General features: G+C 74.2%; 15 protein-coding genes. 5 read left to right on the top strand and 10 right to left on the bottom strand.

Annotated features, from left to right (window positions below; translation table 11 throughout):
- Positions 1–2 precede the first annotated feature (2 nt).
- Both Sco07f_RS11630 and Sco07f_RS11625 read left to right on the top strand, forming a co-directional pair.
- Positions 3–977, top strand: a complete 975-nt coding sequence (locus Sco07f_RS11630) for a 3-hydroxyacyl-CoA dehydrogenase NAD-binding domain-containing protein (RefSeq protein ID WP_054101416.1) — start codon at positions 3–5, stop codon at positions 975–977.
- Entirely contained in the window at positions 974–1,453 is a 480-nt protein-coding gene (locus Sco07f_RS11625) for a thioesterase family protein (protein ID WP_054101417.1), read from the top strand. The genes Sco07f_RS11630 and Sco07f_RS11625 overlap by 4 nt, the downstream gene beginning before the upstream one ends.
- 99 nt (positions 1,454–1,552) lie before the next feature.
- Here the strand turns inward: Sco07f_RS11625 and Sco07f_RS11620 are convergent, their stop codons facing one another.
- The 3 genes from Sco07f_RS11620 to Sco07f_RS11610 all read right to left on the bottom strand — a co-directional run bounded on the left by Sco07f_RS11620 (position 1,553) and on the right by Sco07f_RS11610 (position 5,807).
- Positions 1,553–2,707 carry an enolase C-terminal domain-like protein gene (locus tag Sco07f_RS11620; protein ID WP_174855339.1) on the bottom strand — a complete coding sequence of 385 codons (1,155 nt, stop codon included), beginning with the start codon at positions 2,705–2,707 and terminating at the stop codon, positions 1,553–1,555.
- Between the two features lie 201 nt (positions 2,708–2,908).
- The gene (locus Sco07f_RS11615) at positions 2,909–4,723 is read right to left on the bottom strand and encodes an ABC transporter ATP-binding protein (RefSeq protein ID WP_108987776.1); all 1,815 of its coding nucleotides are present in this window, start codon (positions 4,721–4,723) and stop codon (positions 2,909–2,911) included.
- Between the two features lie 109 nt (positions 4,724–4,832).
- Complete coding sequence (locus Sco07f_RS11610; RefSeq protein ID WP_108987775.1) at positions 4,833–5,807, bottom strand: LysR family transcriptional regulator; 975 nt, start codon at positions 5,805–5,807, stop codon at positions 4,833–4,835.
- A 265-nt stretch (positions 5,808–6,072) separates the two neighbouring features.
- Here Sco07f_RS11610 and Sco07f_RS11605 point away from each other — a divergent pair, with 265 nt between their 5' ends.
- The 3 genes from Sco07f_RS11605 (at position 6,073) to Sco07f_RS11595 (ending at position 10,868) form a co-directional block, all read left to right on the top strand.
- A complete protein-coding gene (locus Sco07f_RS11605) occupies positions 6,073–7,470 on the top strand; it encodes an aminopeptidase P family protein (RefSeq protein WP_108987774.1) in 1,398 nt (465 codons plus the stop codon).
- Positions 7,471–7,565: 95 nt separating this feature from the next.
- Complete coding sequence (locus Sco07f_RS11600) at positions 7,566–8,243, top strand: GntR family transcriptional regulator (protein WP_108987773.1); 678 nt, start codon at positions 7,566–7,568, stop codon at positions 8,241–8,243.
- A gap of 321 nt (positions 8,244–8,564) precedes the next feature.
- Entirely contained in the window at positions 8,565–10,868 is a 2,304-nt protein-coding gene (locus Sco07f_RS11595) for a M9 family metallopeptidase (protein ID WP_108987772.1), read from the top strand.
- Between the two features lie 91 nt (positions 10,869–10,959).
- On the opposite strand, the gene Sco07f_RS11590 is transcribed toward Sco07f_RS11595, so the two are convergent.
- From Sco07f_RS11590 to Sco07f_RS11560, 7 genes are all read right to left on the bottom strand, one after another.
- Positions 10,960–11,961, bottom strand: coding sequence for a proline racemase family protein (locus tag Sco07f_RS11590; protein ID WP_108987771.1), 1,002 nt, complete (start codon positions 11,959–11,961; stop codon positions 10,960–10,962).
- Positions 11,962–11,963: 2 nt separating this feature from the next.
- Positions 11,964–12,860: a dihydrodipicolinate synthase family protein gene (locus tag Sco07f_RS11585; protein ID WP_054101424.1), complete on the bottom strand. Its 897-nt coding sequence runs from the start codon at positions 12,858–12,860 to the stop codon at positions 11,964–11,966.
- The gene (locus Sco07f_RS11580; protein WP_087789016.1) at positions 12,857–14,383 is read right to left on the bottom strand and encodes an NAD(P)/FAD-dependent oxidoreductase; all 1,527 of its coding nucleotides are present in this window, start codon (positions 14,381–14,383) and stop codon (positions 12,857–12,859) included. The genes Sco07f_RS11585 and Sco07f_RS11580 overlap by 4 nt, the downstream gene beginning before the upstream one ends.
- A complete protein-coding gene (locus tag Sco07f_RS11575) occupies positions 14,376–14,630 on the bottom strand; it encodes a (2Fe-2S)-binding protein (protein ID WP_087789017.1) in 255 nt (84 codons plus the stop codon). Before Sco07f_RS11575 ends, Sco07f_RS11580 begins: the two co-directional genes overlap by 8 nt.
- A complete protein-coding gene (locus tag Sco07f_RS11570; RefSeq protein WP_108987770.1) occupies positions 14,623–15,795 on the bottom strand; it encodes an NAD(P)/FAD-dependent oxidoreductase in 1,173 nt (390 codons plus the stop codon). Before Sco07f_RS11570 ends, Sco07f_RS11575 begins: the two co-directional genes overlap by 8 nt.
- A 137-nt stretch (positions 15,796–15,932) precedes the next feature.
- Entirely contained in the window at positions 15,933–18,221 is a 2,289-nt protein-coding gene (locus tag Sco07f_RS40565) for an SWIM zinc finger family protein (RefSeq protein ID WP_439959687.1), read from the bottom strand.
- 512 nt (positions 18,222–18,733) lie between these two features.
- Positions 18,734–21,763 carry an SCO1167/SCO6262 family helicase gene (locus tag Sco07f_RS11560; protein WP_108987769.1) on the bottom strand — a complete coding sequence of 1,010 codons (3,030 nt, stop codon included), beginning with the start codon at positions 21,761–21,763 and terminating at the stop codon, positions 18,734–18,736.
- Between the last annotated feature and the right edge of the window lie 41 nt (positions 21,764–21,804).

Below are 21,804 nucleotides of genomic sequence, written 5' to 3'. Positions count from 1 at the left end.
TCATGAACGCACCCGAGACGACCTCGCCGGAGAACGTCCGCCGTGTCGCCTGTGTCGGCGCCGGAGTCATCGGCGGCGGCTGGGTCGCCCACTTCCTGGCCCGCGGCTACGACGTGACCGCCTGGGACCCCGCTCCCGACGCCGAACGCAAGCTCCGCCGCCTGGTCGACGCGGCCTGGCCGGCACTCACCTCGCTCGGCCTCGCCGAGGGCGCCTCGGCCGACCGGCTGACCGTGGCGGACACCCTTGAACAGGCCGTGGCGGACGCCGAGTTCGTCCAGGAGAGCGCGCCCGAGAAGCTCGGCCTCAAGCAGGACCTGCTGGCCCGCCTGGACGCGGCGACACCGCCCGGTGTCGTCATCGCCTCCTCCACCTCCGGCTACCCGATGACCGACATGCAGACGTCGGCCGCGGACCCGTCGCGCCTGGTCGTCGGCCACCCGTTCAACCCGCCCTACCTGATCCCGCTGGTCGAGGTCGTCGGCGGCGAGCACACCGACGCCGCAGCGGTCGCCTGGGCCGCCCGCTTCTACGAGGCGGCGGGCAAGTCCGTCATCACGATGGACAACGAGGTTCCCGGCTTCATCGCGAACCGCCTCCAGGAGGCCCTGTGGCGCGAGGCGCTGCACATGGTCGCGAACGGCGAGGCGACGGTCCGGGACATAGACCTGTCGATCACCGAGGGGCCCGGACTGCGCTGGGCGGTGATGGGACCGATGCTGACCTTCGCGCTCGCGGGAGGTGAGGGCGGCATGGCGCACATGCTGGACCACTTCGGCCCGTCCCTGAAGTCGCCGTGGACGCGTCTCGAAGCCCCCGAGCTGGACAAGGAGTTGTACGACGCCGTGGTGGCGGGCTGCGACGAGGCGGCGGACGGCCGCTCCATCGCGGACCTGGTGGCCGAACGCGACCGGGGCGTCATCGACGTACTGCGCGCCACCGGGCGCCTGGACCGCGAGAAGGGATCCTCCCGATGACGGGGCTCCCGCTGTTCCGCAGCACGGTCCGCCCGGAGTGGATCGACTACAACGGCCATATGAGCGAGGCCTTCTACGTCCTCGTCTTCGGTCACGCCACGGACGCGCTCATGATCGGGACGGGCCTGGACTCGGGCTACCGCGAGTCCACGGGCTGCTCCCTCTACACGGTCGAGTCCCACATCCGTTTCCTTCGGGACGTGCCCGAGGCCGCCCATCTGGCGCTCCGTACCCGAGTGCTGGGCGCGGCGGCGCGCAAGGCGCGCTTCGTGCACGAGATGTACGTCGTGCCCGGGCCGGAGTCGGAACCGGTGCCCGACGCGGCCCCGGTGGCGACGACCGAACTGCTCGCGGTCCACGTCGACCGGCAGGCGGGCCGGGCCGCCGAGTTCCCGGCGGCGGTCCGGCGCCGCTTCACGGAGCTGACGGAGCCGGCTCCGGACTGGGCGGGCCGCTCCATCGCCGCCGTGTCCTGACGCCGCCGCGTACCGGGCGAGCGGGCCGGTGTCGAAGCCGACCTCGCCGTCGACCGCCCTGCGCAGGGCGTGTTCCGGTGTCCCGACGTCTTTGCTCGGTCAGGACGGGCGGGTGCCGTGGACGCGGTACGGCTCCGCGTCGGCCCACTTGACGTCGAGGCCGAGTCCCGGGCGGCCGGGGTCCGGGCGCAGGGCGCCGCCGTCGGGCGACAGCGTGCCGTCGAACAGCAGGTTCTCGACGCGCACGTGGTCGTGGAAGTACTCCAGGTGGCGCAGCCGGCGCACCGCGCAGAAGGCGTGGGCCGAGATCGCCGGGGCGCAGTGCGCGGACAGGTCGAGGTGCCGGACGCCCGACAGACCGGCGATCTCCAGGACGCCGGTGATGCCGCCGCAGCGGGTGACGTCGGCCTGGAGGCAGTCGACGGCGGGGCCGGCGGGGCCTTCGACGAGGTTGGCGAAGTCCTGGGCGGTGAAGGCGTACTCCCCCGCGGTGATCTCCAGCCGGGCCGGTCCCCGCTCGCGCAGCATCCGCAGCCCTTCCAGGTCGGCGGAGCTGACGGGCTCCTCGAACCAGCGCACGTCCCACGCATCGTGGAACCGGTGCGCCCAGTACAGGGCCTCCTTGCGGCCGAGGGCGCCGTTGGCGTCGGCGAACAGCTCGGGCCCGTCGCCGATCGCCCCGCGTACGGCGGTGAGGCGTTCGGCGTCTCGCTCGGGCTCCCGCGACGTCTTCAGCTTCACGCGGGGGATGCCCTGCCCGACCCAGCCGGCGAGCTGGCCGGCCAGCCGGTCCAGGGGGTAGTTGGTGAAGCCGCCGCTGCCGTAGACGGGCACCCGGTCGTGGCACGCGGGCAGGAGGTGGACCAGGGGCAGGCCGAGCAGCCGGGCCTTGAGGTCCCACAGCGCCACGTCGACGGCGGACAGGGCCATGGCCCCGACGCCGGGACGGCCCGCGTTGCGCATCCGCGCGGCCATCCGGTGGCTCAGCGCCGCCGGTGAGCCGATGCCCGCGCCCTTGATCAGGGGGGCCAGCACGGAGTGCGCGAACGTGGCGACGGAGAGGTCGCCGTACGTGTAGCCGAGGCCGGTCCTGCCGCCCGCGTGCACCCGGACGAGAACGAGGGTCGTGGAGTCCCACTCCAGGGTGCCGTCCTGCTCCTTGCCGCCGGGGCCGTCGGTGGGGACCTCGAAGGCGTGCACGTCGACCGCGTCGACCGTGCACGCGTCCAGGGATGCCGGGCCGCCTCCCCTCACGACAGCCACCCCGGACAGCCGCACACCCGCTTGACGCCCCACCGGGGCAGCCGTCGCAGCTCGTGGTCGGACACTTGCGTCATCGGGGGCTCCCGGGCAGGCGTGGAAGAACACTCCTGGAGTGCCTTCCCGCCACGCCGGTAAACCGGACGGCAGTCACTCGTTCGGTCATCCCGGGGCACTCGCGGCGCCGAGCGCCCGTCACACCACCGGCACCGGGTCGGCCGGTCCTCCGAGGAAGCCGCCGGACTGGTGCCGCCACAACCGGGCATAGGCGCCGTCCGCCGTGAGCAGCTTCTCGTGGGTACCCTGCTCGACCACGCGTCCGCGGTCCAGGACGACGAGGCGGTCCATGCCGGCGACGGTGCTCAGACGGTGGGCGACCACGAGGGCCGTACGTCCGTCCATGAGCCGCCACAGGGCGTCCTGGACGAGGAGTTCGCTCTCCGAGTCGAGCGCGCTGGTCGCCTCGTCGAGCAGCAGGATCGGGGCGTCGCGCAGGATGGCCCGGGCGAGGGCGACGCGCTGGCGCTGGCCGCCCGAGAGTTTCACCCCGCGCTCCCCCACCAGGGTGGCGAAGCCGTCGGGGAGCTGCTCGGCGAACTCCGTGACGTGGGCGGCCGCGGCGGCCGCGTGGACCTCCTCGTCGGTGGCGCCGGGGCGGGCGAAGGCGATGTTGTCCCGCAGGCTGCGGTGGAACATGGCGGGTTCCTGCGGGACGTAGGCGATCAGTGAGCGCAGGTCGGTCTGGCGCAGGCGGCTGATGTCCTGGCCGCCGATCAGGACACGTCCGCCCTCGATGTCCGACATCCGCAGCAGCAGCCGGGTGAGCGTGGTCTTGCCGCCGCCGGACCTGCCGACCAGACCGATCCGTGCTCCCGCGGGCACGTCCAGGTCGAGTTCCCGGAAGATCGGCTCGGCCCCGGCGTGGGCGAAGGTCACGGCCTCGAAGCGGACGCCGCCGTCCCGCGGCGCGAGCGGTTCGGGTTCGTCGGCGTCCAGCACGGTGGGCGGGTCGAGGAGCAGCTCGGTGAACTGCGCGGCCTCGGTCATGGAGCTTTCGAGGCGCCGGTAGATCTGGTTGAACTCGAACATGATCTGGGTGGCGTTGGAGTAGTAGGTGAAGGCGACGACGACCTCCTCGACCCCCTGGCCCGGACCGCCGAGGGCGAGGGCGACCACCAGGCCCAGCACGTTGGTCAGTACGCTCATGGGCGCAATCAGGGTGTCGACGCGCAGGTTGCCGTAGTCCCACGACTTCAGCGTCAGCCGCCGGGACTCCGCGACCCGGCTGCGGTGTTCGCCGCCCTCCCGCCGCTCGGCCGCGAACGCCCGGACGGTCTCCATGTTCATGAGGCTGTCGGCGACGTGGCCGGAGACCCGGGCGATCGCCGCCTCCCGGTCGTTGACGAGCCGCTGCCGGCGGCGGATCAGCGGGGTCGCCGCCACCACCGTCAGCGCGATCATCGCGAACAGGCCGACGACGAGCATCGGTTCGTAGCTCCACAGCACGACGGCGCCGAAGAGCAGGGGGACGAGGCTGCCCACGATCCGGTACGTCACCGTGTCGACGAAGTCCTCGAAGCGCTTGCCGAAGCTGAGCACGCGTTTGGTCAGGGAGCCCGCGAAGTTGTCGTGGAAGAACGCGGCGTCCTTGGCGAGGAGTTCGTCCATGCCGCGCACGTACAGGTGCTCCATGCCGAGGGCGTCCACCCGGTTCAGGCAGTGCTGCCCGACCCGCCACAGGCCCTCGGCGAGCAGCAGCGTCACGCCGAAGCCCAGGACGTACGGCAGTGCCGGGCCGAGGGCGAGCCCGTCGCCGTCGGCGGCCTGGCCGGCCAACTTGGCGATCAGCAGCGGCGCGACGTAGCGGATGCCGATGTTGCCCACGGCCGGCAGCAGCAGTGCGGGCAGCGCGAGCCGGCGCAGTCGCAACAGCTCCCGGAGGTAGTGGCGCAGTGCCAGGACGACCGCGCTCCTGCCCGGCGCCGGCCCCCGTGTGTCTGTGGTCCCCATCGCACTCCCGGTGGTTCGGAAGTCGGCAGTCTCCCGTCGGGCCGGGGTCGCGGTCCAGGCATTTACGGCGGACCGTCGAAAACCGGACACGGTGCGGTCGGCGGCCGGATCACCTTCCCGAGGGCAGGGGCCCGCGCGCGGACGTGTAGCCGCGCGTGACCCACTTCTGAAGGTGCGGGGCCCCGGCGAGCAGGGTCCGGTAGGTGTGGACGGCGTGATGGTGGAGGGCCTCGGCGACGGGCGCCTCGACCTGCTCGCGGCGCCACAGGAGCAGGTGCCGCTGCCACAGGGGGTCTCCCGCCAGCGGCTTGACCAGTACCCCGTCGACGGGACGCACGGTGGGCTGGACGAGGGACACCCCGAGCCCCTTGGCGATCATCGACTGCAACTGGTCGAGTACGTGGAACTCGTGGGTGTCGGCGGGCCGGAACCCCGCGGCCCGGCAGGCGTCGTAGAAGGCACCGGGCCAGCCCACCCCGTCGTCGGAGGAGACGAACCAGGTGTCCTCGGACAGCTCCTCCAGCGGGACCTCGATGCGGTGCGCGAGCGGGTGGCCGGCGTGGATCGCCACGAAGACCGGGACGGTGTTGATGGCGCGGTGCGCGAGAGCGGCGGAGTGCCGCACCGGCAGCCCCGGGTAGTCGACGCCCAGGGCGGCGTCGAGCTCGCCGGTCTCCAGGAGCCCGAGGAGGTCACCGGTGGCGTAGACGCTGCTGACGGAGACGGTGAGCTCCGGGCAGGCCTCGCGGAGGGCGTCCAGGAGGGCCGGCACCACCGGTGTGTTGGTGGCGCCCAGCCGGAGCCTGCTGACCGGTGCGGACGAGCCGCCCGTCCGCCGTCGGCCGAGGGCGTCGGCGCGCATCAGGATCTCGCGGGCCTGGCTGACGACGTCGGCACCGTAGGCGGTCAGCTCCACGCCCGTGCTGGCGCGCACGAACAGCCCCTCGCCGAGCAGTCGTTCGATCCGGCGCAGCTGGGTGCTCAGCGCCGGCTGGGTGTACCCGAGCGCCGCGGCCGCCCTGCCGACGCTCCCGGAATCCGCGATCGCGCACAGCACACGCAGGTGGCGCAGCTCCAGCTCCATCGGTACACCTCGCTGTGTGGCGGGCACGGGCGTCCATTATGCGGGCGGTGTTTCCGGCCGTCCGGTGCCCCTGGCCGGATCTCCCCGCTCGGTGCCGGACGTTATGGGTGGGCGGCGCCTTCTCCTATGGCCCGGTCCGTTGTCCCCGCGAATCCGTCGTGGAAATCTCGCGGGAGGCCGGACGGCCGGCCGCACCGCCGGTGCCGCCGCCCGGTTCGTCACCTCCCCGACGCACCCGTCACCCCCACGGCAGAGGAGTCTCCGGATGAATGAGCAGGGCGCCTTCGAAGGCGGGTGGGCGGACACGGAACGCAGACCGCCGTTGCAGGCGGGCGCGACGTACGCGGCCAAGCGGCGCTCGGCGGTGTCCGAGCGTTTCCCCGGTGAACGCGTCGTCGTCCCCTCGGGCGGGTTGAAGGTCAGGAGCAACGACTTCGACCACGCCTTCCGGCCGCACTCCGCGTTCGTCCATCTCACCGCCGAACTCGGCACGCACGCGGTGCCCGACAGCGTCCTCGTATTCGAGCCCACCGGAACCGGGCACACGGTCACCCTGTTCACCCGGCCGCGCTCGCCGCGCGACGGCGGTCCGAACGGCGCGGATTTCCACAGCGACCGGCGGTACGGCGAGTTCTGGACCGGCCGGCGCCGGACGCTGCCGGAGACGTCGGCCGAGCTCGGCGTCGAGGCCGCCGCGCGCGAGGATCTGGAGCGGGCCCTGCGCGGGCGGGTCCCGACCCGTGTGCTGCGTGGTGTGGACGCGCACGTCGACGCGCTGGTGGCGCCCCACGCCCGGGCCGACGCCGACGCCGAACTCGACCGCGTGCTGTCGGAGTTGCGGCTGGTCAAGGACGAATGGGAGGTCACGCAGTTGCGTACGGCCGTGGACTGGACGGCCGCCGGCTTCCGGGACGTCGTCGGCGAACTGCCCCGGGCCGCACAACTCGCCCGGGGCGAACGCTGGATCGAGGGCACCTTCAACCGGCGGGCCCGGCTCGGGGGTTACGGGCTGGGCTTCGAGACCATCGCGGCCGCCGGGGCACACGCCTGCGTCCTGCACTGGACGCGCAACCACGGCCCGGTGCGGGACGGGGACCTGCTCCTCCTGGACGCCGGGGTCGAGGCCGACTCCTTCTACACCGCGGACGTCACCCGGACACTGCCGGTCGGCGGCCGCTTCAGCGACGTCCAGCGGCGGGTCTACGACCTGGTGCACGCGGCTCAGTCCGCGGGCATCGACGCGCTGCGGCCCGGCGCCCGGTACGGCGACTTCCACGCGGCGGCGATGCGCGTGATCGCCGAGGGACTCGACGCGTGGGGCCTGCGGCCGTACGGCAGGACGGCGAGGACCCCCGAGTCCGACCTGTACCGGCGCTACACCCTGTGCGGTTCGGGTCACATGCTGGGGCTCGACTGCCACGACTGCGCCGGGGCCCGACGGGAGACCTACCTGGACGGCGTGCTGGAGCCCGGGCACGTGCTCACCGTCGAGCCCGGCCTCTACTTCCAGCCCGACGACCTGACGGTGCCCGCGGAACTGCGCGGCATCGGCGTACGGATCGAGGACGACTTCCTCGTCACGGCCGACGGAGCCCTGTGCCTGTCGTCCGAACTGCCCCGCGGCGCCGACGAGGTGGAGAGCTGGATGGCGTCAGTGCGCTGACCTCGGCGCAGGCCCCGCACGCCCCGCACCGGCTGCCGACGCAACGTGACATTGTATGGTGGGAGGTCATTGGCTGGTCGGACGCAGGAGCACGGATGCCGCATCTCAAGTCGCAGGCGATCTCCGTCCAGACCCACCTGCGCGATCAGGTCGCCAACGCGCTCCGGGCCGCCCTCATCGCCGGTGACCTGCGTCCGGGTGTCATCTACTCCGCCCCCACTCTGGCCGCGGAACTCGGCGTCTCCGCCACTCCGGTGCGCGAGGCCATGCTGGATCTGGCCCGGGAGGGCCTGGTCGAGGCGGTGCGCAACAAGGGATTCCGGGTCACCGAGATGACCGAGCGGGACCTCGACGAGTTCACCGAGATCCGCACGCTGATCGAGGTTCCCACCGTGGGCCGGGTTGCCACGACGGCGACCGCGGAGCAACTGGAGGCCCTGCGTCCGCTGGCGCGGCAGATCGTCACCGCGGCACGGGAGCACGACGTCCTCAAGTACCTCGAGGCCGACCACCGGTTCCACCTCGAACTGCTGGCCCTGGCCGGCAACCACCATCTCGTGGAGGTGGTGGCCGACCTGCGCAAGCGTTCACGCCTGTTCGGGCTGGGCAGCCTGAACGAGACGGGCCGGCTGGTCGCTTCCGCCGAGGAGCACGTCGAACTGCTGGACCTGATGGCGGCCGGCCGCAGCCGTGAGGCGGAGGAGTGCATGCGCCGCCACCTCGCACACGTCCGCACCCTGTGGGCGGACGACAGGGCGAACACCGAAGGCTGAAGCCGAGGACTGAAGCTGAGGGCTGAAGCCGAGGGCTGTAGCTGACGGCTGACGCGACGTGCGGCCGGCGGGCCGTGAGGCGCGCCCAAGTCGCCGTGCTCGCCGTGCTCGCCGACTGATTGGTGTGGACGGATACCGTCGGACCACTTCCCGCATCATGTCACCTGTGCAATGGTACATGGCACAACAGGTCGTGCTCATGCCAACTTTGGCATCGGCCGTGCCCCCGTCCGTTCGACGGCGCGGCCCTCCCCGATCCACGGCCCCCTCACCCTCCACGGGCCCCGCATCGCGGGGTCCCCACCCTCATGGGAGGCACAAGTGAGAAAGTCATTCGTCCGACGACGTCTGGGGGCGGCCCTGCCGCTGGCCCTGACCGTCGCCATGGGCGTCGGCCTGCTGACGCAGCCGGCCGACGCGCTTCCCGAAAGCCCGGCGGCCGGCTCCCGGACCGCGGACACGAGCGGGAAGCACACCGGTCCCCCGCCCGTGGCCCGGTCCGCCGGATCCGGGGCCGGGCACGTGGGCAAGGGGCGGCTCGAGGCGTCGGCGCTCCCGCCGCTGGCGGCGGGCAAGGACGCGCTCAAGCACTCCTACGGGACACCCGAGGCACACGGGAGACCGCAGGGCGCGGACGGGACCAGGACCGCGGCGGCCGCCTGCGACGTCTCCGCGTTCACCACCCGCACCGGCAGCGCACTGGTCCAGCAGATCAAGTCGTCGACGACCGACTGCGTCAACACGCTGTTCGACCTGACCGGGAACGACGCCCACCACGCCTTCCGCGAGGCGCAGATGATCTCCGTCGCCGACGCCCTGCGCGACGGTTCGGCGTCGTACCCGGGCAACGCCGGCACCGGTATGCCGCAACTGGTGCTCTACCTGCGCGCCGGCTACTACGTCCACTACTACAACACCGGTACGGTGGGCGGCTACGGCAGCGGTCTGCGCACCGCGATACGCGCGGGGCTCGACGCCTTCTTCGCCGCCCCGCACTCCCGCGACGTGAGCGACGCCAACGGCGAGACGCTCGCCGAGGCCGTCACCCTCATCGACAGCGCCGAGGAGAACGCCCGCTACATCCACGTCGTCGAGCGGCTGCTGGCGGACTACGACTCCTCTTGGAACTCCTCCTGGTGGATGCTCAACGCGGTCAACAACGTCTACACGGTGACCTTCCGCGGCCACCAGGTGCCCGCGTTCGTGACCGCCGTCGAGTCGGACCCCGGCCTGCTCGACGCCCTGTACGGCTTCGCCTCCGGGCACCTCTCGCTCCTGGGCACGGACCAGTCGTACCTCACATCCAACGCGGGACGTGAACTCGGCAGGTTCCTCCAGCACTCCACCCTGCGGAGCAAGGTACGGCCCCTGGCGACGGGTCTGCTGGACTCGAGCTCGATCACCGGCGCCACCGCCCCGCTCTGGGTCGGCGTCGCCGAGATGACCGCCTTCTACGACGAGGCCAACTGCTCCTCCTACGGCACCTGCGACCTGCCGGCGCAGCTTGCGAAGGCGGTGCTGCCGGTGACGTACGCGTGCAGCTCCGGTATCACCGTCAGGGCCCAGCAGATGACCTCGGGCGAACTGTCCGCCGCCTGCGACAGCATGCGCGGCCAGGACGCCTACTTCCACTCCGTCGTCCGGGACGACGGCCCCGTCGCGGGCGACACGAACGACTCCATCGAGGTCGTGGTCTTCGACTCCAGCACCGACTACCAGACCTACGCCGGTGCCATGTACGGGATCGACACCAACAACGGCGGCATGTACCTGGAGGGCGACCCGTCGGCGGCCGGCAACCAGCCGCGCTTCATCGCCTACGAGGCCGAGTGGCTGCGCCCGGACTTCCAGATCTGGAACCTCAACCACGAGTACACCCACTACCTCGACGGCCGCTTCGACATGTACGGCGACTTCAACGCCAACATCACCACCCCGACCATCTGGTGGGTCGAAGGCTTCGCCGAGTACGTCTCCTACTCCTACCGCGGAGTCCCCTACACGGAGGCGACGACCGAGGCGGGCCGCGGCACCTACGCGCTGAGCACCCTGTTCGACACCACGTACAGCCACGACACCACCCGCGTCTACCGCTGGGGCTACCTCGCCGTGCGGTACATGCTCGAGAACCACCGCGCCGACATGGACACCGTCCTCGGCCACTACCGGGCGGGAAACTGGAACGCCGCCCGCGCCTACCTGACCGGCACCATCGGCACCCGCTACGACAACGACTGGTACATCTGGCTGGCGGGCTGCGCGGCCGGTGACTGCGGCACCGGCACCGGGCCCGGGGCCGAGTGCACCGGCACCGACACCAGGGAGCTGGGCCGGGACTGCCGGCGGAGCGACCAGTCCGCCGGCACGGGCGACTACGCCTACCTGTACCTCCACGTCCCGGCCGGCACCGCCCGGCTGACGATCACCACGTCCGGCGGCACGGGCGACGCGGACCTGTACTACGGCGACGGCGGCTGGCCCGGCACCGGCGGCTACACGCGGCGTGACACGGGCACCGGCAACAGCCACACCCTGACCGTCGACAACCCGGCGGCCGGCACCCACTACATCAGCCTGTACGCGGTGGACGGCTTCAGCGGGGTCACCGTCGGCACCGACTACTGACCGGACTCGGACACCCGCGCGGGGACGTCCGGCGCGGCAAGGCCCGGGGTGGCTCGAAGCCGCCCCGGGCCGCAGGCGTACGCCTGGCCGTTCAGAGGGTGAAACCGGCCGGGTAGGGGTCCGTGGGATCGAGCAGGTACTGCGCGGTGCCGGTGATCCAGGCACGGCCGGTGACGGACGGGAGGACGGCCGGGCGGTCCCCGACCGTCGTCTCCGACAGGATCCGGCCGACGAACCGGGAGCCGATGAACGACTCGTTGACGAAGTCCCGGCCGGCCGGGAGCAGGCCGCGGGCGTGCAGTTGTGCCATCCGCGCGCTGGTGCCCGTGCCGCAGGGCGACCGGTCGAACCAGCCCGGGTGGATGGCCATGGCGTGCCGTGAGTGCTCGGCGGTCGATCCGGGGGCTTCGAGGTAGACGTGGTGGCACACGTCGATCTCCGGGTTCTCCGGGTGGGACACCGGGTTCTGCTTGTTGACGGCGTCCATGACGGCCAGTCCGGCGTCGAGCAGCCGCTGCTTGTGCGCCCGCTCGAAGGGGATGCCGAGGTCGTCGGTGCGGACGAACGCGTAGAAGTTGCCGCCGTAGGCGATGTCGTAGCGCACCCGCCCGTAGCCGGGGACGTCGACGACCTGGTCGAGTGCGTGGCAGTAGGACGCCACGTTCTCCAGGGTCACCGACTCGGCGTGGCCGTCGCGCACCCGCACGCGGGCCGTGACCAGTCCGGCCGGTGTGTCGAGCCGGACCCGGGTCTCCGGCTCGGTGACCTCGACCATGCCGGTCTCGACGAGGACCGTCGCGACGCCGATGGTGCCGTGGCCGCACATCGGCAGGCAGCCGGAGACCTCGATGAAGAGCACGCCGTAGTCGGCGTCCGGGCGGGTGGGGGGTTGCAGGATCGCCCCGGACATCGAGGCGTGGCCGCGTGGTTCGCACATGAGCAGGGTGCGCAGGTGGTCGCGTTCCGCGACGAACCGCTGCCGCTTCTCGAACATCGTCGCGCCGGGGAGGGCGCCCACCCCGCCCGTGATCACGCGGGTGGGCATGCCCTCGGTGTGCGAGTCGACGGCGTGGTAGCAGACCGTCGAGCGCATCGTCAGTTCACCCCCGCGTCGATCAGGGCCTGGGTGGCGGCGCGCACGACGGCCTCCGTCTGAGGGTCCAGCGGCTGCCGCGGCGGCCGGCACCCGCCACCGCGGCGGCCGGTCATCTCCTGGCCGAGCTTGATGGCCTGGACGAACTCCGTCTTGCTGTCCCACCGCAGCACCGGGTGCAGTCGCCGGTAGAGCGGCAGTGCCGTCTCCAGGTCGCCCCGGACGGACGCCTCGTACAGGGCGAGGCAGGCCCGGGGGAAGACCTGCGGGTAACCGGCGACCCAGCCCTTGGCGCCGGCGAGGGCGACCTCGAGGACGGTGTCGTCGGTGCCGATCATGAGGTCGAGTCCGGGGGCCAGTTCGGAGATCTCGTAGCAGCGCCGGACGTCGCCGGAGAACTCCTTGACGCCGACCACGAACCCTTCGGCGTGCAGCTTGGCCAGCAGGTCGGGGCGCAGGTCCACCTTGGTGTCGATGGGGTTGTTGTACGCGGTGACGGGCAGGCCCACCGAGGCCACCGCCTCGAAGTGCTCGAGTACGGCGCGGTCGTCGGCGCGGTAGGCGTTGGGCGGCAGGCACATGACCGCCTGGCAGCCCGCGTCCTTGGCGAACTGGGCGTGCCGCCTGGCCTCCTCGCCGCCGTAGGCGCCGACGCCCGGCATGACGGTGAACCCGGCGGGGGCGTGGGCGACGGCGGTCTCGACGACGCGGTCGCGCTCCTCGTACGTGAGGGTCTGGTACTCGCCCAGCGACCCGTTGGGCGCGACGCCGTGCATGCCCTGCTCGGCGAGGTGGGCGACGCTCTCGCCGTAGGCGCCGAAGTCGACCGAGAGATCGTCGTGGAACGGCAGGCTGGTCGCGACGATGACGCCGTGCCAGGGCTTGCGGGTCTCGCTCATGAACACTCCTTGTCGGTGTGACCGTTGTCCGTCGGTGCCTGCTGTGCCTGTGCTGCCCGCGGTGACTGTGCTGCCCGCGGTGACTGCGGTGTCTGCGGTGTCTGCGGTCCTTCGTCGAGGTCGGCGAGCGCCCCGAGGGTGACGGGTGTCGCGACGAGCCGTTCCGCGGGCTCGTAGGCCCGCCCCCGCGCCGTGAGGCAGTGCACGGCGGGTCCGCACATCCGCCCCTGGCACCAGCCCATGCCGGCCCGGGTCAGCTGCTTGACCTGCCGGTGGTCGTGGGCGCCGTCGGCACGGGCGGCCCGGACCGCTCCCGCGGTCACCTCCTCGCAGCGGCACACGACGGTCCCGTCGGTGAGCCACTCGGGCCAGGCGGGAGGGACCGGGTGGGCCAGCGCCATCGCCCGGGCGAAGGCGCGTTGCCGTGCCACCGCCGAACGCAGCGCGGTCGGGGGCCGGTTCGCCGGTGCGGGGTCGGTGCCGGAGTCGGCGAGGACCGACCGCGCGGCCAACCGGCCCTCGTTCACGGCGAGCGCCGCGCCGCCCACACCGCAGGTCTCCCCCGCGGTGTAGAGGCCGGGGACGGTGGTGCGCTGGTCCGCGTCGACGGCGGCCACCGCGTTGCCGTCCGCCGACTCCGTGAGGGCGCAGCCGAGGGGGACCAGCAGGTCGAGTTGGGGTGTGAAGCCCCAGCCGACGCCCACGGCGTCGACCTCGACGCGGCGTTCCGTACCCGGGCGCGGGCTGCCGTCGGGCGCCAGCGAGGCGATCCGCACCGCCGACACGCGTGCGCCGCCTTCCGCCGCGACGATCGCCGTGCGCGGGCGGACGGGGACGCGGTGGCGGGCGAGCGTGGCGGCGTATCCGGCTCCCTCGGCCCACTTGCCCGGGTTGCGCAGCAGGGGGACGGGGTGCCGCAGCCAGGCCCGCGGGTGGGCCGCCTCGCACACCGCGACGACCTCGACGCCGCGCGCGGCGAGACCGGCGGCCACCGGCAGCAGGAACGGGCCGGTGCCGCCCAGCGCCACGCGGCTCCCGGCCGCCACCCCGCCGCCCTTGAGGAGCGCCTGGAGTCCGCCGGCGGTCAGGACCCCGGGCAGGTCCCAGCCGGGGAAGGGCAGTTGCCGGTCGTAGGCGCCGGTGGCCACGAGGAGCCGCGGCGCCCGCAGGACGACCGTGGTCTCCCGAGGCGCGTCTCGGCGGTCGACCGCATGGACCGCGAAGCCGTCGCCCTCGCGGACGGCGGACCACGCGTGGTGCCCGAGGAGGAGGTCGAGCCGGCCCGCCGCCCGGTGCGCCGCCAACGCCCGGCACAGGGCACGGTAGGTACGCAGTCCGTGGTGCAGGTCCCCGGTCGCGATGGCCGCTCGGGCGTGCTCCGGCGGGTGCCGCCAGTACTGGCCGCCGACGGTGGTGCCGGAGTCCACCAGCACGACGCGCAGTCCGCCGGACAGCGCCGTGGCCGTGGCCGCCAGTCCGGCCGGGCCCGCGCCCACGACGACGAGATCCGCCGGCTCATTCATCGTCGTCCTCCCGCGTCGTGACGGTCATGCCGGGCCGGGCCGGCACCAGGCAGGCGCGCTGCCCGCCGGTGCCGTCGATCGTCAGGAGGCAGTCGAAGCAGACGCCGATGCCGCAGAAGACGCCACGCGGGCGGTGTCCCACGCGGGTACTGCGCCAGGCGACCCGGCCCGCGGCGACGAGGGCCGCGGCGACGGTCTGTCCCTCGACGAACGGCAACGGCTCACCGTCGACGGTGATCTCACTCACTGGGGCGCACCTCCGGGGCGAGGAAACGGTCGGGGAGAAGACCGGTGTGCGCGGCCGGGTCGGCGCCGCGCCAGGGGCGGCCGAGCAGGTGGGCCGTCACCAGCGCACCGGTCGCGGGGGCGAGGCCGATGCCCGCGCCCTCGTGACCGCAGGCGTGCACGACGCCCGGCACGCGCGGGTCGGGGCCGACGACCGGCAGATGGTCGGGACAGTACGGCCGGAATCCGCGGTAGGCGCGCATCAGGTGGACTCCGCGCAGAAAGGGGAAGAGCCGGCACGCCTGTGCGGCGAGCCTGGCGACCACGGCGGTGTTCATCGTGGTGTCGAAGCCGACGCGTTCGCGGCTGGCGCCGATGAGGATCGTGCCGCCGCGCGTGCCCTCCACGACGCAGGAGGTCTCCAGACCGGCGTCGGAGGAGGCGACGTTGGCGACGTAGTCGGCGGAGTAGACCTTGTGCCGGACCATCGGCGGCAGCGGTTCGGTCACCAGGACGAAGCCGCGGCGGGGCAGCACCTCGACGGGTGCGCCGAGCCGCCGGCCGACCTCGCCGCCCCAGGTCCCGGCGGCGTTGACGACGGCGTCGGCGGGCAGGACGTCACCGGCGGCCGTGCGGACGCCGGTGATCCGGCCGCCGTCCCGGGCGGTCACGGCGCCGGAGACCTCGCCGGTGCGGAAGCGCGCGCCGTGCCGTACGGCGGCTCGCAGCAGTGCGGCCGCCGCCAGCACCGGCTGGACCTGGGCGTCCTGCGGGTAGTGGATGCCGCCGGGGATCCCGGGCGCGAGGTGGGGTTCGAGGTCCCGCACGCTCTCGACCGGCTCGACGCGGACACCGGCCGCCTCCTGCCGGGCGGCGAACTCGCCGAGCGCGGTGAGGCTTTCGGCGGTGCTCGCGACGACCAGGCCGCCCTTGGGCTCGAGTTCGAGTGAGTCGGGGCCGAGCTCCCGGCCGGCCTCGTCCCACAGGGTGCGGCTCAGGTGGGCCAGGGCGAGTTCGGGGCCGGGTTCCTTGTCGGAGAGGAGGACGTTGCCCTCTCCGCGGCTCGTCGTCCCGGCGCCCACGGGTCCGCGGTCGACGACCGTGACGTCCAGGCCCGCCGAGGCGGCGTGGTAGGCGCAGGCGGCTCCGACGACTCCCGCGCCCACGACGACGACCTTGAGGGTCAACGGCTCCTCCTCCGTGTGCCACACCGCGTCTGTGCAATGTCACATGCCATGAGGCTATACATCCGGTCGGCGGAAGACAACGCCCCCTTCGTGCCCGGGAGTCAGCGGTCGACTGCGAGGTCCGCCGGGAGCTCGGCTCAGAGGTCGACTCGGGTGCCCAGGCCGGTCAGGGCGCCGACCGGGTCGAGGTCGGGGGTGCCGCGCGGCCACCAGTCCTCGCGGCCGGGCTCCGACTCGTACGCGTACCACAGCCCCGACCGGCCGAGTCTGAGCTGGACGTGGCCCCGGGGGTGGGTGAGGTGGTTGCGCCAGGGGCGGAAGGCGGGGAGGTCGGCGGCGAGCAGCAGGGGGCGGGCGCGGTCGAAACGGCCGGCCGGCGGGTCCCACGGCTCCTCCAGGACGTCGAGTCCCTGGGGTCCGCCCTGCCGCCAGGCGGCGACGGCCCGCGCCAGCTCGGCCGTGTCGCGCCCGGCGGCCGAGGCGAGGGACGCGTAGAGCGCGCGGGTGCCCGCGGTGAGCCCTGAGCCGGGGCGTGCCGCGGCGAGGCGGACGGCGTCCTGCCACAGCGTCAGCGTGCCGACCGGGTCGCGTCCGGTGGTGAGCAGGGCGTGGGCACGGGCGGCCGCGTCGGTGGCGAGCTGGTCCAGGGCGAACGGATCGGGACCGCCGGGGGCGGCCGGGTAGGCCGGGGGCTGTTCGGGATGCGGGGGCGCGGGCAGCGGCGCCGGGAGGGGCGGCAGGGCGCGCCGGGCCAGGACCTCACCGGCCCGGAGTCCGGGCAGCGGCGCCGGTCCCCGGTCCTGGGCGGCGCGTGCCGCGCGGGCCGCGTTCCGCCGGGACAGGGCGTCGAGCAGCGCGCGTTCGCCCCGGCCGCGCAGCAGGAGGAGCACGAAGGGGTCGGCGTCGAGCAGACGCGCCGTCTGGTAGCAGAGGGCGGCGGCGTGCTTGCAGGGGTGGCCGGAGTCGGGGCAGCTGCACTGCGGGGTGAGGTCGCCGGGGCCGGGAAGCAGCGGGACGCCGCGGTCGGCGAGGTCGGCCAGGGAGTGGGGAAGCTCCTTGTCGAGCAGGGCGGCGATGTGTCCGGGCCGCTCCACGGCGGCGTCCAGGAACCGGTCCCAGTCCGCGTCGCCGAGCGTGCGCAGCCGCACCTGGACGCGGTACGGCCGGGCGCGGCTGCCCTGCACGTAGGCGAGGACCAGCCCGGGCGTCACGGTGATGGCGTCCACGTGTCCCCCCTCGGCGTACCCGCGCCCGCGCTCCAGCCTCGCGACGTCCAGGGCGCCCTCCTCCAGCGCCCGCACCCAGGCGTTGCCCCACCAGGTCCCGGCGAATCCCTCGTCCACGGCCCTGCGGGGCGGAAGCGCGGGAAAGGTGCGCCGGAGATCGCCGTCACGGTCCGGGGCCGCCATCGAGCGGGGGGCGCGGGCTTGCGCGGCCGGTGCGGAGTGAGGCTCCCGGCCGCCCGCCGCCGCCGGGTGCGCCGGGTCCCGCGGGCGCCCCGACCGCTCGGTGGCGGACGACGCCCCTTCGGAGCTCTCCGCGCGCGAGAAACGTCCCAGCGGCTCGGAGGCGGGCGACGCCCCTTCGAGGCTCGCCGAGCGCGGTGCATGCTCCGGCCACTCGGGAGCGGGCCACACCCCTTCAAGGCTCCCCGCGCGCGAGAAACGTCCCAGCGGCTCGGAAGCGGGCGACGCCCCTTCGAGGCTCCCCGCGCGCGAGGCATGCCCCGACTGCTCAGGGTCGGCGGGCAGGCTCTCGGGGCTCGCCATATGAGCGGCGTGGCCCGGACCCCCGGGCCCGGGTTCCCCACCCTCGGTGTGCGCCGCGCGCCGAGCATGTCCCGGCCCCTCAGGACCGGACCGCGAACCTTCGGGGCTCACCGCGTGCAGGGCATGCCCCGACCGCACGGGACCGGCGGGCAGGCTCTCGGGGCTCGCCATATGGGCGGCGTGTCCCGGCCCCCCGGGCCCGGGTTCCCCACCCTCGGTGTGCGCCGCGCGCCCGGCATGTCCCGGCTGTTCGGAAGCGGTTGCCCCGCCCTCGGCGCTCGCCGTGTCCCTGGCGTGCGGAGCGGCAGTGGGCCCCGTAACGGGACCTGCGTCGGGCGACGTGCCCCGCTCCGGGTACGAGGCCGCCCGGTCCGCGCCGGAGGGGCCACCGGCCGGGCTCCCGGCAGCCGGGGCGTCCCCGGAGTGCGTCGCGTCCCCGGCCGGGTCCGCCTCCGGGGGCAGCCGGAACGCGTCCGCGGCGAAGTCCCGTACGGCGCGGGCACGGGCGTCGGCGGTGTCCGCGCCGCCCGGCCGACGCCCACGAGCGGCCGGAGGGGGCGTCCGCCGGGCGCTCGCCGCGCTTCCGGCCGGCCCGCGCCCGCTCGCCGCTTCCGCCTTCGCCTGCCGGCGGGCCGCCCGCAGCGCCTCACGCGCCACGTCCGCCGGCCGGCTGTCGTCCCGGTCGGCGGAGCCGGGAAGGGGCGCCCCGTCGGGTACGGTCCGGCCGGCCGGCTCGGTCATGTCGCCGTACCGGTCCGCTTTCCCGCCCGCGGCCGTCGGTTTCCCCGAACCCTGGGGCGCGCCGCCGCCTGCCGGATCCCCCGCATCCTGGACTCCCGGGTTCGGTTCTCCCGGCCCTGTCGAACCCGCCCGTCCCTCAGGGCCCTCCGGACGTGACGGAGTGCCCGGGGCGTCGAGGGCGTCGGTACCGTCCTCGACAGCGTCCGCCCCCGTGTGCCGTGCGGTCCGTGCGCCGCGCAGCGCGGCGCGCGCGATGTCCCCGGGGCGCGACGCGGGACGCTCCGCCGGTGTCCGGTCCGGGCAGTCCTCCCGGTCCTGGGCCGGCGCCGACGGTGCCGGCGCCCCGCGCTCCCCGTCCGCGCCCGTACACTCGCCGCGCTCGCGTGCCTCCCGCAGGGCGCGGCGGGCCTCGTCGGCGGGCCGGGGGGTCATGACGGCCTCCTCAGGGAGACGAGGTCGGACAGTTCACGGGCCGTCAGTTCGGTGAGGGCCGCCTCGCCGGAGCCGAGGATCGCGTCGGCCAGGGCCCGCTTGGACTGGAGCATCTCGGCGATGCGGTCCTCGACCGTGCCCTCGGTGATGAGCCGGTGGACCTGGACCGGCTGGGTCTGGCCGATGCGGTAGGCGCGGTCGGTGGCCTGTTCCTCCACCGCCGGGTTCCACCAGCGGTCGAAGTGGACGACGTGGCCGGCGCGGGTGAGGTTCAGGCCGGTGCCGGCGGCCTTCAGGGACAGGACGAGGACGGGGGTCGCCCCGCTCTGGAAGCGGTCCACCATCCGCTCGCGCTCCGGCACCGGCGTGCCGCCGTGCAGCAGGTCGACCGGGACCGCGCGGGTGGCCAGGTGGGAGGTGATGAGGCGGGCCATGCCGACGTACTGCGTGAAGACCAGTGCCGAGCCGTCCTCGGCGAGCACCGTGTCCAGCAGCTCGTCCAGCAGGGCGAGTTTGCCCGAGCGGGCGGTCATCCGGTCGGTCCCGCCCGGCGGGTGCGCCTCCTTCAGGAACAGCGCGGGGTGGTCGCAGATCTGCTTCAGCGAGGTCAGCAGCTTGAGGACGAGGCCGCGGCGGCCCATGCCCTCGGCCTCCTCGATGGCGAGCATCGACTCGCGCACCACCGCCTCGTACAGCGCGGCCTGTTCCCGGGTGAGCGGGACGGGGTGGTCCGTCTCGGTCTTCGGCGGGAGCTCGGGGACGATGCCCGGGTCGGATTTCCTGCGGCGCAGCAGGAAGGGGCGGATGAGGCGGGCGAGGCGCTCCACCGCCTGGTCGTCCTCACCGTTCTCCACCGCGCGCGCGTGCCGGGAGCGGAACGACTTCAGGGGGCCGAGCAGTCCGGGGGTGGTCCAGTCGAGCAGCGCCCACAGCTCGGAGAGGTTGTTCTCCACGGGGGTGCCGGTCAGGGCCACCCGCGCCGGGGACGGGATGGTGCGCAGGGCCTTCGCCGTCGCCGAGTAGGGGTTCTTCACGTGCTGGGCCTCGTCCGCGACGACCATGCCCCAGGGCTGCTCGGCGAGGGTCGTGGCGGCGGACCGCATCGTGCCGTAGGTGGTGAGGACGAAGCCGCCGGTCAGGTCGTCGAGGGTGCGGTCCGGGCCGTGGAAGCGGCGGACGGGGACGCCGGGCGCGAACCGCTCGATCTCCCGCTGCCAGTTGCCCAGGAGGGAGGCCGGGCAGACGACGAGGGTCGGCTCGGTGCGGGCCCGCTTGAGGTGCAGGGCGATGACGGTGACGGTCTTTCCGAGGCCCATGTCGTCGGCGAGGCAGCCGCCGAGACCGAGCGAGGTCATGAGGTCGAGCCAGGCCAGGCCGCGCAGCTGGTAGTCGCGGAGGGTGGCGTGCAGGCCGGGCGGTGCTTCGGCGGGGCGCACGCCCGCAGTGAGCCGGTCGCGCAGGGCGGCCAGCGCGCCGACGGGCACCACGTCGACCGTCTCGCCGTCGGCCTCCGCGCTGCCGGTGAGGGCGACGGAGAGGGCGTCGACCGGGTCGAGCAGGCCCAGGTCGCGCTTGCGGGCCCGGCGGACGAGCGACGGGTCGACCAGCACCCACCGGTCGCGGAGCCGGACGACCGGACGGTGGGCCTCCGCCAGGGTGTCCATCTCGGCCTCGGTGAGCGGGTCCCCGCCGATCGCGAGCTGCCAGCGGAACTGGAGCAGGTCCTCGCTCTCGAAGAAGCCCGTGCCGTCGGTCGCCGAGCCGGGCGCGGTCCTGATCACGGCGGTCGCGGTGATGTCCTGGGCGAGGTCGCGGGGCCAGTGCACGGCGACACCCGCGGCGGCGAGCCGGCCGGCCGCCACACCCAGCAGGTCGGTGACCTCCTCCTCGGACAGGGCGAGCACGTCGGGGACGTCCTGCTCGGTGAGCCGGTCCAGCGGCGGCCAGACGCGCGCCGCCCGCCGCACCGCGAGCGCGGCGTCCACGCGCGCGCGGGGGCCGAACGACGCGTCGGCCGTCCCCGACCACAGGTCCGCGGCGTCGGCCACGAGGGTGGGGTCGGCGAGGCTGTGCACCTGGACGACGGCCGCGCCCGCGTTGCGCACGCCACCGCTCCCGGCACCCGCCCCGGCCGCGCCGGCGCCCTCGTCCCGGTCGAACAGGTCGTACGCGGACAGGTCGAGGCGGAGCGAGATCCGTACGCCCGCGTCCATGCCCGCGGCGACCTCCGCGGCCCAGTCGTGGGCGTCGGGCAGACGCTGGGCCCCGCGGGCGGCGAACGGGCGTCCCGAGGCGTGGGGCGCGGCCGGGGTACGGGGCAGGGTGTCGGCGACCGCGTCCAGGAAGGCGCGGATCAGCGCCTCCGGCTCCGGCAGCCGGATCGGTCCCGGGCCGTCGAGCGGGACCGCGTGGCCCTCGGGTGGCAGGGCGGCGGCCACGGCCCGCAGGTGCGCGATGTCGTCGGGGTCGAGCGGGCCCGCCCGCCAGGCGTCTTGCCCGGTCGCGGTCAGGCCGGGCAGCAGCCGGCCGCGCGCGGTGAGCCGAAGGGCGTGCAGGGCCGCCGCGCCCCAGCAGGCGGTGGCCGGGTGGGCGGCCGGGTCGTGCCGGGCCCGTACCAGGAGGGGCAGCGCCTCGGCGAGCGGCAGCGTCACCGCGGGCGTGGTCCTGCGGCGCACTCCGGCGCCGTGGGGCCGCACGACGGTCAGCTCCGTCGGCCCGCCGGGTCGGCCGTCGCCCCCGCTCCCGGCGGCCGCTCCCCCGGCCTCCTGCCCGGCCACGGCTGCCCCGGCTTCCTCGGCTCCCTCGGCTTCCCCGACCATCTCGGTCCCGCCCACGGCTCCGGTGAGGCCGCCGGTGGATCCGTCGCCGGCAGGGGTGCCGGCCACCGGCCCGCCGTCGGGGTCCCAGAAGGCGATCCGTCCCTCGCGCGGAAGCGGCGCGGGCAGGAAGACGGCCGCGAGCGCGACGGGGACGGCCGCCGTCGGCCCCCCGGCCCGCGTCGCCTCTGCCACCGCCATGTCGCTCATACGTTCTGTCACCTCCCGCCCGTCAGCCCGATCAGATGTCT

It is taken from the genome of Streptomyces coelicoflavus, from assembly GCF_003112555.1.
Classification (GTDB): domain Bacteria; phylum Actinomycetota; class Actinomycetes; order Streptomycetales; family Streptomycetaceae; genus Streptomyces; species Streptomyces coelicoflavus.
This window is presented reverse-complemented; position numbering and strand designations above follow the sequence as displayed.

Coding starts and splice junctions, on each gene's coding strand:
- Sco07f_RS11630 (WP_054101416.1), top strand. CDS start 3: ATGAACGCACCCGAGACGACCTCGCCGGAGAACGTCCGCCGTGTCGCC.
- Sco07f_RS11625 (WP_054101417.1), top strand. CDS start 974: ATGACGGGGCTCCCGCTGTTCCGCAGCACGGTCCGCCCGGAGTGGATC.
- Sco07f_RS11615 (WP_108987776.1), bottom strand. CDS start 4,723: ATGGGGACCACAGACACACGGGGGCCGGCGCCGGGCAGGAGCGCGGTC.
- Sco07f_RS11610 (WP_108987775.1), bottom strand. CDS start 5,807: ATGGAGCTGGAGCTGCGCCACCTGCGTGTGCTGTGCGCGATCGCGGAT.
- Sco07f_RS11605 (WP_108987774.1), top strand. CDS start 6,073: ATGAATGAGCAGGGCGCCTTCGAAGGCGGGTGGGCGGACACGGAACGC.
- Sco07f_RS11600 (WP_108987773.1), top strand. CDS start 7,566: ATGCCGCATCTCAAGTCGCAGGCGATCTCCGTCCAGACCCACCTGCGC.
- Sco07f_RS11590 (WP_108987771.1), bottom strand. CDS start 11,961: ATGCGCTCGACGGTCTGCTACCACGCCGTCGACTCGCACACCGAGGGC.
- Sco07f_RS11585 (WP_054101424.1), bottom strand. CDS start 12,860: ATGAGCGAGACCCGCAAGCCCTGGCACGGCGTCATCGTCGCGACCAGC.
- Sco07f_RS11580 (WP_087789016.1), bottom strand. CDS start 14,383: ATGAATGAGCCGGCGGATCTCGTCGTCGTGGGCGCGGGCCCGGCCGGA.
- Sco07f_RS11560 (WP_108987769.1), bottom strand. CDS start 21,763: ATGAGCGACATGGCGGTGGCAGAGGCGACGCGGGCCGGGGGGCCGACG.